Consider the following 11977-nt stretch of genomic DNA (forward strand, 5'->3'; position numbering starts at 1 on the left):
TGTGCACGGCACGGGGGAAACTTCTGTGGACAAGCACACAATCACCCCACCCCTACCCTTCTGACCTGCACCTTTCTCATCCATAGGCTGTGGGGGAGAAAAACTTTCCCCAGGTGTTCAAGATCGCGACAAACGGCACACGCATGACACCCCCACACAGCGGAAAGTAAGGGATGGAATGGGCTTGCATCTCTTACCTGTGGAAGATTAGATTGCGCGGATGACACAGGCTCCCGCGATGCCGCGGCGCACCGACCGCCGCCATGACCGCGAGATCATCGCCCTTGCCCTGCCTGCCTTCGGCTCGCTGGTCGCGGAACCGCTCTTCGTCATGGCCGACAGCGCCGTCATCGGCCACCTCGGCACTCCCCAGCTCGCCGGCCTCGGTATCGCCGCCGCCCTGCTGACCACCGCCGTCTCCGTCTTCGTCTTCCTCGCCTACGCCACCACCGCGGCGGTCGCCCGCAGGGTCGGCGCCGGCGACCTCCCCGCCGCCATCCGCCAGGGCATGGACGGCATCTGGCTCGCGCTGCTGCTCGGCGCCGCCGTCATCGCGACCGTGCTGCCCACTGCCCCGTGGCTCGTCGAAGCCTTCGGCGCCTCCGGCACCGCCGCCCCGTACGCCACGACCTACCTGCGCATCAGCGCGCTGGGCATCCCCGCGATGCTCGTCGTGCTGGCGGCCACCGGCGTGCTCCGCGGCCTCCAGGACACCAGGACCCCGCTCTACGTCGCCATCGGCGGCTTCTCCCTGAACGCCGCGCTCAACATCGGCCTGGTCTACGGCGCCGGCCTCGGTATCGCGGGCTCCGCCTGGGGCACGGTCATCGCCCAGTGCGGCATGGCCGCGGTCTACCTCGCCGTGGTCGTCCGCGGCGCGCGACGGCACGGCGCCTCGCTGCGCCCCGATGCCGCGGGGATCCGCGCCTCGGCCCAGGCCGGGGTCCCGCTGCTGGTGCGTACGCTCTCGCTGCGCGCCGTACTGATGATCGCCACCGCCGTCGCCGCCCGGCTCGGTGACGCCGAGGTCGCCGCCCACCAGATCGTGCTCACGCTGTGGTCCCTGCTGGCCTTCGCGCTGGACGCGATCGCCATCGCCGGGCAGGCCATCATAGGCCGCTACCTCGGCGCGGGGGACCGCGACGGGGCCAAGGCCGCCTGTCGCCGGATGGTCCAGTGGGGCATCGCCGCGGGCCTGGTCCTCGGCGTGCTGGTCGCGCTCGCCCGCCCGCTGTTCATCCCCCTGTTCACCTCCGACCCCGCCGTGGAAGGGCCGCTGCTGGCGACACTCCTGGTCGTGGCCGTGACCCAGCCGGTCTCCGGCATCGTCTTCATCCTCGACGGCGTGCTGATGGGCGCGGGGGACGGCCCGTATCTCGCCTGGGCCATGGTGGTGACACTGGCGCTGTTCGCTCCGGCCGCGCTGGCCGTACCGGCCCTCGGCGGCGGACTGGTCACGCTGTGGGGGGCAATGGCCCTGATGATGACCGTGCGACTGCTGACCCTGTGGCTGCGCACCCGCTCCGGTCGGTGGATTGTGACCGGAGCCTCCCGCTGAACCACCTCCCGTCACACGCAGCGCATGTCAATAATGACCCTGTGCGCTCGCTTGCCAGGAAGTCCGTGCTGCCCTTGACGTCTGTCGTCATGATGGCTGCTGCCGTGGTGGGCTACGCCACGGAGCAAACCGACATCAGCAGCGGCAGCAGCATCGGCCGCAGCGGATTCGGCAAGTCCGGCGAGTCGGGCCAGGACCCGCAGGACCAGGATCCCAAGGCGACGGCCCCGGCCGATGACGGCAATGCGTACACCCCGCGCAGAACCGAGCAGAACGCGCGGGTCGGCGCGGTCTTCGAGAAGGACGACTCCGGCGACCACTTCTGCACCGCGAGCGTGGTGCAGAGCCCGGGCCGGAACATGCTCATCACCGCAGCGCACTGTGCCTACGACATCGACGCCGGCAGCACGGTCGACGATCTGGTCTTCGCCCCCGACTACCGCAACGGTGACGGGCCCACGGGCCTGTGGAAGGTCAAGAAGGTGATCGTCGACAATCGCTGGGCCAAGTCCCAGGACGAGGATCTCGACGTCGCCTTCCTCGTGCTCGACAAGAAGAGCGGCAAGCAGATCCAGGACGTCCTGGGCGGCAACACCCTCGGCATAGACCGTGGCTTCGACAACGAAGTCAAGATCACCGGCTACCCCACCAGCCGCAACATGCCGATCTCCTGTCAGAACCGCACCACGAAGTACAGCGACACCCAATTGCGTATCCAGTGCACCGACTTCGAGGGCGGTACGAGCGGCAGCCCCTGGCTGGCCGACTACGACCCCAAGAGCCACACCGGCACGGTCATCGGTGTCCTGGGCGGCCACGAAGGCGGCGGTGACGAAGACGATGTGTCGTACGCCGCGTACTTCGACGACGACATCGCCAAGCTCTACAAGCACGCTCAGGACGAGGACTGAGAACGGGCCCTCGCGGCCGGCCGTACAACGAGGCCGAGCCGGGGAGCAGGCCCCGGACACGGCGAAGGGCCACACCCCGGTGACGGGATGCGGCCCTTCGGCGCGGTACTGCGATTACGCGGCGACGACCTCGACGCCGAGCTTCGCGACGACCTCGGCGTGCAGACGCACGGAGATCTGGTGCGCGCCCAGGGTCTTGATCGGCGAACCGAGCTCGACACGACGCTTGTCGACGTCCGGACCACCGGCAGCCTTGATCGCCGAGGCGACGTCGGCCGGGGTGACGGAGCCGAACAGACGACCCGCGTCGCCGGCACGCACGGCCAGCTTCACGGTGACGCCCTCGAGCTGGCCCTTGACCTCGTTGGCCTGCTCGATCGTGGCGATCTCGCGGATCTTGCGACCGCGACGGATCTGCTCGACGTCCTTCTCGCCACCCTTGGTCCAGCGGATCGCGAAACCACGCGGGACCAGGTAGTTGCGGGCGTACCCGTCCTTGACGTCAACGACGTCGCCGGCGGTGCCGAGGCCGGAGACCTCGTGGGTGAGGATGATCTTCATGATTCGGTCACCCTTCCCTTATCGCGCGGTGGACGTGTAGGGCAGCAGCGCCATCTCACGGCTGTTCTTCACGGCCGTGGCGACGTCACGCTGGTGCTGAGTGCAGTTGCCGGTGACCCGGCGGGCACGGATCTTGCCGCGGTCGGAGATGAACTTCCGCAGCAGGTTCGTGTCCTTGTAGTCGACGTAGGAGATCTTCTCCTTGCAGAACACGCAAACCTTCTTCTTAGGCTTGCGAGCAGGCGGCTTCGCCATTGTCTCTCTCCAATGAGTTCAAGAAGTTTGTGCTGACGCCCTCAGGCCCCCGGCCGTCCACGGCGCTGTTTCACGTGAAACAGCGCGGAGTCGGACCGGCTCATGGACCTAGAAGGGCGGCTCGTCCGAGTAGCCACCGCCGGAGCTACCGCCCCAGCCACCGCCGCCGCCACCCTGCTGACCACCGCCGGCCGGGCCATTGGTCGCCCACGGGTCGTCGGCGGGAGCACCGCCGCCGCCCTGCTGGCCGCCGCCGGGGCCGCCGCCCCAACCGCCGCCACCCTGGCCACCGCCCTGCTGGCCGCCGCCGAAGCCACCGCCCTGGCCACCGCGACCGCTGGTCTTGGTGATCTTGGCCGTGGCGTTCTTCAGGCTCGCGCCCACTTCCTCGACGTCGAGCTCGTAGACCGTGCGCTTCACGCCCTCGCGGTCCTCGTACGACCGCTGCTTGAGGCGGCCCTGGACGACCACGCGGGTACCCCGCGTAAGGGACTCGGCGACGTTCTCCGCCGCCTGACGCCACACCGAGCAGGTCAGGAACAGGCTCTCGCCGTCCTTCCACTCATTGGTCTGGCGGTCGAACGTGCGGGGAGTGGACGCGACGCGGAACTTCGCGACCGCCGCACCGGACGGGGTGAAGCGCAGCTCGGGGTCGTCGACAAGATTGCCGACAACCGTGATGACGGTCTCGCCTGCCATTAGGGGAACCTCTCGGCGGGTGTGCTGCTGGCTGCTGGTGTTGCTGCTACTCGGACCCGGTTACCGCTGGCGCTGTCGCGCTCAGTGGGTCTCGGGACGGAGAACCTTGGTCCGGAGGACCGACTCGTTCAGGTTCATCTGACGGTCGAGCTCCTTGACGACCGCAGGCTCGGCCTGCAGGTCGATGACCGAGTAGATGCCCTCGGGCTTCTTCTTGATCTCGTACGAGAGACGACGACGGCCCCAGGTGTCGACCTTCTCGACCTTTCCGTTGCCCTCACGGACGACGGAGAGGAAGTTCTCGATCAGCGGGGAGACAGCGCGCTCCTCGAGATCGGGGTCGAGGATGACCATCACCTCGTAGTGACGCATGTGGAACCCACCTCCTTTGGACTCAGCGGCCACGGTCGTTCCGTGGCAGGAGGGTCATATGCGTTTCTGCGCCGTGCCCGGCCGGTCATCCGGACAGACATAGGCGCAGACCGTACAGAGTACCTGCCTCTGGCCTTCCGGTTGAAATCCGGCCGGTGCACCCCTCAATCTGGAACACAACGGGTGTGAGCGGCGTTACAGTGCGCCGCCCTGTCATCGGAGGTGCCGCATGGCACAGGCAAGGACCCAGCGCAATCTGCTCTCGCTGCTCAACAGCGACGGCAAGGACCATCCCGTCGAGAACACCCTCGCCCTCGTGACCATCGTGCTCGGCGCGATCGCCGTCTTCACCACGCTCTCTCCCAGCCTGCACCTCATCAGTTCCTGGGTCGGTCTGATCGGCATCGGGACCGGCCTCTGGGGCCAGTTCATCTCCTCGACGACGGGCGAACGCTTCCTGTTGATCATCGGCCTCGGAGCCTCGGCCGTCGGCTTCTATCTGGGCGTGGCACACGGCGGCCTTTTCGGCGGCGTCATCGGCTAGGTCCCGCCCGACGGGCCCGCGACGATGCGGCATACAGGGCCCGCGCGGGTACGGCCCAGACGGGGCGCTCCACGGTCACAGTAGGCTTCGGCGCGAGAGCCGGAGCCCCGACCATGGGGACACACCTGCCGAGGAGCGCCCCGCATGAGCCTGACCCTGAGGACCATCAGCCGAGAGCAGCATCTGGCGTATATCCAGAGCCTGCCCGCGGCAAGCCACATGCAGGTTCCGGCCTGGGCGGACGTCAAGGCCGAATGGCGCTCGGAGAGCCTGGGCTGGTTCGACGCGAGCGGCGAGATGGTCGGCGCGGGTCTGGTGCTCTACCGCCAGGTCCCCAAGGTCAAGCTCTACCTGGCGTACCTCCCCGAGGGACCGGTCATCAACTGGCACTCACCGAACCTGGAGGACTGGCTGCAGCCGATGCTGAAGCATCTCAAGCAGCAGGGTGCCTTCACCGTGAAGATGGGCCCGCCGGTGATCATCCGCCGCTGGGACGCCCAGGCGATCAAGGCCGGCATCCAGAACCCGGATGTGAAGCGCCTGCGGGACGTCGAGGCGACGCACATCGAGCCGCGCGCCTTCGAGGTGGCCGACAAGCTGCGCCGCATGGGTTGGCAGCAGGGCGAGGACGGCGGCGCCGGTTTCGCCGACGTACAGCCCCGCTACGTCTTCCAGGTGCCGCTGGCCGACCGCTCGCTGGAGGAGGTCCACAAGGGCTTCAACCAGCTGTGGCGCCGCAACATCAAGAAGGCCGAGAAGGCCGGCGTCGAGGTCGTCCAGGGCGGATACGAGGACCTGGCCGAATGGCAGCGCCTCTACGAGATCACCGCGGTCCGTGACCAGTTCCGGCCGCGGCCGCTCAGCTACTTCCAGCGCATGTGGACGGCCCTCAATTCCGAGGACCCCAATCGCATGCGGCTCTACTTCGCGCGCCACGACGGCGTGAACCTTTCCGCGGCGACGATGCTCGTCGTCGGCGGGCACGTCTGGTACTCCTACGGCGCCTCGGACAACATCGGCCGTGAGGTCCGCCCCTCGAACGCGATGCAGTGGCGGATGCTGCAGGACGCCTATGCGCTCGGCGCCTCGGTCTACGACCTCCGCGGCATCAGCGATTCGCTGGACGAAAACGACCACCTCTTCGGCCTGATCCAGTTCAAGGTCGGCACAGGCGGGCAGGCAGCGGAGTATCTCGGCGAGTGGGACTTCCCGCTCAACAAGCTTCTGCACAAGGCGTTCGATATGTACATGGCACGACGCTGATCCGCTTCACCGCACCGTTCGTACTCCTGACACACCGCAGCCACGAGAAAGGTTCCGGGCCCGGCCATGGCGCTCACCCTCTACGTCGACACCGCGCGCTGGCGGGCGCATCAGCAGAGCGTTCTCCAGCAGTTCCCCGGGCTCGTCCCGGTCTGCAAGGGCAACGGCTACGGCTTCGGCCATGAGCGCCTCGCCGACGAGGCGACCCGCCTGGGCGCCGACATCCTCGCGGTCGGGACCACCTACGAGGCGGCCCGTATCAAGGACTTCTTCAGCGGCGACCTGCTCGTCCTGACGCCGTTCCGTCACGGCGAGGAGCCGGTGCCGCTGCCCGACCGGGCGATCCGCTCGGTCTCCTCCGTCGAGGGCGTCGGTGGCCTGGTCGGCGCCCGGGTGGTCATCGAGGTCATGAGCAGCATGAAGCGCCACGGCGTCAAGCCGGAGGACCTGCCGAAACTGGCCACGGCCATCGAGGACATCCGGCTCGAGGGCTTCGCGCTCCACCTGCCGCTGGACCGCACCGACGGGTCCGATGCGGTCGAGGAGGTCATCGGCTGGATGGACCGTCTCCGTGCGGCCCGCCTCCCCCTGCACACCATGTTCGTCAGCCACCTCAAGGCCGATGAACTCGCCCGACTCCAGCAGCAGTTCCCGCAGACGCGGTTCCGCGCGCGGATCGGTACCCGGCTGTGGCTGGGCGACCACGAGGCCACCGAGTACCGCGGTTCGGTGCTCGACGTCACCCGGATCGCCAAGGGCGAGCGCTTCGGCTACCGCCAGCAGAAGGCGGCCTCCGACGGTTACCTGGTCGTGGTGGCCGGCGGCACCTCGCACGGTGTCGGCCTGGAATCACCCAAGGCGCTGCACGGGGTGATGCCTCGTGCCAAGGGCGTGGCGCGGGCCGGCCTGGCCACCGTCAACCGCAATCTCGCGCCCTATGTGTGGGCCGGGAAGCAACGCTGGTTCGCAGAGCCCCCGCACATGCAGGTGTCGATCCTGTTCGTGCCGGCCGATGCCCCACAGCCGCAGGTCGGCGAGGAACTCGTGGCCCATCTGCGGCACACCACCACGCAGTACGACCGCCTCGTGGACCGCTGAGCCGTTTCCCGGACCCCGCCCGGACGGACCGAGGGCCCGGTGCCGCAGACATTCCCTGCGGCACCGGGCCCTCGGTGCACCACGCCGGTGCCGGCTCATTCCCGTACGACGCCCCAGCGCACCCGTGGCGCCGCCTCGAACTGCATCGCGTGCCGCGGCTGGTGGTGGGTCCTGCCGAGCACGAACACATCAGGACTGTGGTCCAGGACTCCGCCCGAGGGGTCGTCGTCCCCGTCCCTGCGGACCACGTCGCGTTCCGGCAGCCAGATGTCCCGTACCACCACGGCACACAGGTAGAGGGTGCCCAAGAGGTGGAGGACGATGGCCAGTTGGTATCCCTCCGTGGGGAGCCCCTGGTGCTTGTCGCCGTTTCCTGTGTAGGCGAGGTACATCCAGATCCCCAGGAAGTACATGACCTCGCAGGCCTGCCAGATCAGGAAGTCCCGCCAGCGCGGCCGGGCCAGCGCGGCGAGGGGTGTCAGCCACAGAACGTACTGCGGCGAGTAGACCTTGTTGGTGAGGATGAACAGCGCAACGACGAGGAACGCCAGCTGGGCAAAGCGCGGCCGGCGCGGCGCGTAGAGGGCCAGCAGCCCGATGGCGCCGCAGCCGAGGATCATCAGCAGGGTGGCGTAGGTATTGGCGTTCTCCAGGGGGTTCCCGGTGCGCTGCGAGATCAGCAGCCAGACCGATCCGAAGTCGATGGGCCGTTCCTGGCTGAACGTGTAGAACTTCGCCCAGCCCTCCCGGATATGGAATCCCGCGGCATCATGCGTGATCATCACCGGGAGATTCACCACCAGCCAGGACACCAGGGCACCGGCCACCGCCTTCCGGTAGGCGCGCCAGGCTCCCGCGCGCCAGCACAGCACCAGCAGCGGACCCAGCAGCAGCACCGGATACAGCTTCGCCGCGGTGGCCAGCCCGATGAGGACACCGGCCGCCAGCGGCCGGCTGCGTGACCACATCAGCATCCCGGCGGCGGTCAGGGCGATCGCGAGGAGATCCCAGTTGATGGTGGCGGTGAGGGCGGCGGCGGGCGCCAGGGCGACCAGGAGGCCGTCCCAGGGGCGCCGCCGGTGGGTGCGGGTCACGCACACGGCGATCACGACGGCGCAGATCATCAGCATGCCGGCGTTGACCAGCCAGTAGATCTGTTCCCGCTGCTGGAGGCCGCCTGCGTGCGGCGTCATCCAGGAGGCCACCTCCATGAAGACACCGGTGAGCACCGGGTACTCGAGATACTCCATATCGCCGGGCAGCCGGTCGAAGTACGGGATCAGCCCCTCGGAAAAGCCCCGCCCCGCATAGAGGTGGGGGATGTCGGAGTAGCAGGCGTGGGTGTACTGGCTGGTGGCCCCGAAGAACCAGCCGCCGTTGTAGCACGGCAGCTTCTGCACCATGCCGAGCGCGAACATGCCGATGGCGACGAGCGCGATGACCCGGACCGGCGTCAGCCAACTCGTTCCGAGCAGCGCGTGCCGGCCGATCGGCCCTCCGATCAGCTCGCTGCCGGCCGCCGCCACCTCATCCCGCTGGGTCGGCCGCACCGACTCGTCCCGTCGCACGCTCGTCATGGCCCCATCCTGCCGTACGGCCGTGGACGGAAAACGGCGAAGCCCCCGCCCGGACAATCCAGGCGGGGGCTTCGTAGCTCCATGTTTCACGTGAAACATTCAGCGTTTCACGTGAAACAGTCGGTGCTCGTCAACCGGTCGGGCCACCGAACCAGCCGCCACCACCGGTGGCGTCCGTCGGGGCAGGAGTCGGACTGGTGCCTCCGGTGCCACCGCCCGGTCCACCAGGTCCGCCCGTTCCTCCTCCGTTGCCTCCGCCGCTACTGGCCCCACCGCTGTTCTTGCAGTTGACGTCAAACGGGGAGCAGGACTGCGACGGGCTCGGGCTGGGAGAGTTCGTCGGAGGAGCGGACTCGCTGGGAGTCTCCGACGGAGTGTTCGACGGCGTGTCCGACGGCGTGGGGGTCGGCTTCGGAGTCGGCATGCCGTCCTCGTCCACCCGGTCCCCGATGGGCGTGGCGGCCGGGAAGTCCTCCGGGGTGACGCCCTTCATCGCCTGCAGCATGTACTCGGTCCACACCTCGGTGGGCAGCGCACCACCGTGGATCGAGTCGAAGCCACCGACACCGTTCATGGACAGCTGACGGGGGTTCTGCGCGTCCTCACGGAACATCGAGACGGCCGTCGACAGCTGCTTGGTGTAGCCGACGAACCAGGCCGACTTGTTCTGGTCGGTGGTACCGGTCTTGCCGGCTGCCGGCATATTCAGCTTCTTGGCTTCCGTCGCGGTGCCGTTCTGGATGACGTTCTTCAGCACCTTGGTCACGTTGTTGGCGATGTTGGCGTCCATCCCCGTCTCGGACCTCGGCTTGTCGAAGCCCGGCAGGTCCTCGCCCTCGAACGTCACCTTGGTCACCGAATACGGCTCGACCTTCGTGCCCGACTCGGCAAACGTGGCGTAGGCGTCGGCCATCCGGATCGCGCTCGGCGTGGAGGTGCCCAGTGCGAAGGACGGGTTCAGGTTCTTGTCGAAGCTGGCCGGCGCAATGCCCGCCGACTGCGCCATGTCCCGGACCTTGCTCATCCCGACATCCATGCCGAGCTGCACGAAGGGGGTGTTGACGGACTGCTCCATCGCCTTGGTCAAGGGGATGTAGCCCCAGGGGTGGTTGCTCTCGTTCTCCTGATAGAAGACCGAGTTGTCCCGCTTCCGGACGTAGTTACCCTCAGCGTCCTTCACCTTGAGGTGGTCATTGCCGTTATACCGGCTGTCCGGCGAGATCGGCTGACCCTCGCTCTTGGCCGTTCCGTACTTCATCGCCGCAGCGAGCACGAACGGCTTCCAGGTCGAGCCGACCGGCACACCGAAGGTATCGGCGTTGTTGCTGAAGTGCCCCTTGTCGTAGCCCTCACCGCCGTACAGGGCGACGATCTTGCCGTCTCCCGGTACCACCGAGGCGCCACCGAACTGGACGTATTTATCCTTCGCGCGCTTCTTGGGGTCGATGTACCGCTTGTCGACCTTCTTGACCGCGGTCTCGAGCTGATTGGTCCGCTTCTCGTCGAAGGTCGTCCGGATCGTGTAGCCGCCCTTGTCGAACCGCGCCTCACTGAGCCCGGAGTGCTTCAGCACATACTTCTTCGCGGTGTCCATCATGTAGCCGATCTGACCGCTCTTGCTGGCCACCGGCTTCGGCAGCTTCGGCTTGGGGAACTTCCCGCGGTACGAGTCCCGCTGCGCCTTCGACATGAGGTGGTTGGCGACCTCGCGGTCGAGGATCCAGGACCAGCGCGCCTCGGCACGCTTGGTGTTCGCCGCCCGGGTGGCTCCCGGGCTGGTACCACCCGCGGGGTCATACAGATCCGCACCCTTGAGCACCGTGGCCAGGAAGGCGCTCTGGTCCGGCTTCAGCTTGGCGGCGTCCACGCCGTAGTACGCCTGAGCCGCGGCCTGGATGCCGTAGGCACCGCGTCCGTAGTAGCTCGTGTTGAGGTACCCCTGGAGGATCTGGTCCTTGTTCTTCGACCAGCCGACCTTGATCGCGATGAACAGTTCCTTGAACTTGCGGTCGATGGTCTGCTGCTGGCTCAGCATCGCGTTCTTCACGTACTGCTGGGTGATCGTCGATCCGCCCTGGGTCTCGCCACCCTTGGCCATGTTGAACACGGCGCGCGCGATACCCATCGGGTCCACGCCCGAGTCGGTCCGGAACGAGGCATTCTCCGCGGAGATTGCCGCATTCTGCATCGAACGCGGAATTTCATTGATCGTGACGTTTTGCCGGTTTGTCTCACCGTCGCGAGCCATGACCTTGCCATTGGCCCAGAGATAGACATTGTTCTGCGACTTGGCCGCCAGGCTCTCGTCGGGAACGTGCACCACGGCCAGCGCGACTCCGGAAACGCCGACGATCAGCCCTATGAAACCGACGCACAGGCTGGCGACCTGTTTCCAGGAGGGAACAAAGCGCCGCCAGCCGATGCGGTTGGCGCGCGGGTAATCGATCAGACGCTTCTTGGCCGGCTTTCCGCTGCCGCGACCACGACCACCCTCGGGGCCGCCGCCACCACCGCGCCGACCTCCGCCACCGCGGCCGCCGACTCCGGAGCCCATCCCAGCAGACTCGGGCGCCCTGCGGCGGCCGCTGCGCTGAGCGGCTCTGCGGGCCTCGGCACGCCCACCCTGCCGCGGCTCGTCGCCGTACGACTCGGAGGGGGAGGCAGGACCGGCAGCGGAGCCACGCGAAGGGGCGCCACGACGCCCTGGTGGCTGTGCGGCGCGTCGGGCCGCGGCACGTCCGCCACTCTGCGGCTGTGGCGGTTTGCGACGGTGCTCGCTCATGGAACGAATACTCCTCGGGCAGGCGCGCTATCTCGTCGCCTGAAGGCGGCAGTTGTCTTCAGGTCCCCCCGATGCACGGCTCGCTCCTGAGGCGCGAACCGCAATACACCGAGGACGGGGACGTCGGATATCGGCCCGCGGTTCCCGGCAGTCTGCATGCCGCACAGACTACGCACGTCCAAAACCTGCCCAGTGTTGAAATTCACTCCAAATCAGTCAGGTTGATTAGCACGATTCAGTGATGTGACGCCGTTCACCATCCCCCCTCTTGTTCCACCCAGGTGACCGTTCTATCGTCTGGATGTATCGAGTCGATACATCAGCACGACATAAAGAAGGCACAGACCAGGGAGGCGG

At 67.4% G+C, this 11977-nt stretch carries 11 protein-coding genes; 5 read left to right on the plus strand and 6 right to left on the minus strand.

Annotation, left to right across the window (positions count from 1 at the left end):
• The first annotated feature begins 220 nt into the window (after nucleotides 1-220).
• The gene (locus EST92_RS02675) at nucleotides 221-1558 is read left to right on the plus strand and encodes an MATE family efflux transporter (protein ID WP_129279365.1); all 1338 of its coding nucleotides are present in this window, start codon (nucleotides 221-223) and stop codon (nucleotides 1556-1558) included.
• A 41-nt stretch (nucleotides 1559-1599) separates the two neighbouring features.
• Nucleotides 1600-2469, plus strand: a complete 870-nt coding sequence (locus EST92_RS02680; protein ID WP_129279366.1) for a trypsin-like serine protease — start codon at nucleotides 1600-1602, stop codon at nucleotides 2467-2469.
• 114 nt (nucleotides 2470-2583) lie between these two features.
• Here the strand turns inward: EST92_RS02680 and rplI are convergent, their stop codons facing one another.
• From rplI to rpsF, 4 genes are all read right to left on the minus strand, one after another.
• A complete protein-coding gene (gene rplI, locus EST92_RS02685; protein WP_129279367.1) occupies nucleotides 2584-3030 on the minus strand; it encodes a 50S ribosomal protein L9 in 447 nt (148 codons plus the stop codon).
• A gap of 18 nt (nucleotides 3031-3048) precedes the next feature.
• Nucleotides 3049-3285 (minus strand): 30S ribosomal protein S18, encoded by a 237-nt coding sequence (gene rpsR / locus EST92_RS02690; protein ID WP_003978893.1) that lies wholly within the window; start codon nucleotides 3283-3285, stop codon nucleotides 3049-3051.
• Between the two features lie 108 nt (nucleotides 3286-3393).
• On the minus strand, nucleotides 3394-3984 hold the full coding sequence (locus EST92_RS02695; protein WP_006604398.1) for a single-stranded DNA-binding protein: 591 nt from the start codon (nucleotides 3982-3984) through the stop codon (nucleotides 3394-3396).
• Between the two features lie 81 nt (nucleotides 3985-4065).
• Complete coding sequence (gene rpsF, locus EST92_RS02700) at nucleotides 4066-4356, minus strand: 30S ribosomal protein S6 (protein WP_006604399.1); 291 nt, start codon at nucleotides 4354-4356, stop codon at nucleotides 4066-4068.
• Between the two features lie 229 nt (nucleotides 4357-4585).
• Between rpsF and EST92_RS02705 the strand changes: the two genes are divergently transcribed.
• The 3 genes from EST92_RS02705 (at nucleotide 4586) to EST92_RS02715 (ending at nucleotide 7261) form a co-directional block, all read left to right on the plus strand.
• A complete protein-coding gene (locus EST92_RS02705; RefSeq protein ID WP_129245847.1) occupies nucleotides 4586-4900 on the plus strand; it encodes a hypothetical protein in 315 nt (104 codons plus the stop codon).
• A 144-nt stretch (nucleotides 4901-5044) separates the two neighbouring features.
• The gene (locus EST92_RS02710) at nucleotides 5045-6163 is read left to right on the plus strand and encodes a peptidoglycan bridge formation glycyltransferase FemA/FemB family protein (RefSeq protein WP_093484181.1); all 1119 of its coding nucleotides are present in this window, start codon (nucleotides 5045-5047) and stop codon (nucleotides 6161-6163) included.
• Between the two features lie 66 nt (nucleotides 6164-6229).
• Nucleotides 6230-7261, plus strand: coding sequence for an alanine racemase (locus EST92_RS02715; protein ID WP_129279368.1), 1032 nt, complete (start codon nucleotides 6230-6232; stop codon nucleotides 7259-7261).
• A 95-nt stretch (nucleotides 7262-7356) separates the two neighbouring features.
• Here EST92_RS02715 and EST92_RS02720 read toward each other — a convergent pair whose 3' ends face one another.
• Both EST92_RS02720 and EST92_RS02725 read right to left on the minus strand, forming a co-directional pair.
• Nucleotides 7357-8838 carry a glycosyltransferase 87 family protein gene (locus tag EST92_RS02720; RefSeq protein WP_129279369.1) on the minus strand — a complete coding sequence of 494 codons (1482 nt, stop codon included), beginning with the start codon at nucleotides 8836-8838 and terminating at the stop codon, nucleotides 7357-7359.
• A gap of 130 nt (nucleotides 8839-8968) precedes the next feature.
• Nucleotides 8969-11392 (minus strand): transglycosylase domain-containing protein, encoded by a 2424-nt coding sequence (locus tag EST92_RS02725; RefSeq protein WP_254068437.1) that lies wholly within the window; start codon nucleotides 11390-11392, stop codon nucleotides 8969-8971.
• Nucleotides 11393-11977 lie beyond the last annotated feature (585 nt).

This window comes from Streptomyces sp. TM32 (assembly GCF_004122755.1).
GTDB classification, from domain to species: Bacteria; Actinomycetota; Actinomycetes; order Streptomycetales; family Streptomycetaceae; genus Streptomyces; species Streptomyces sioyaensis.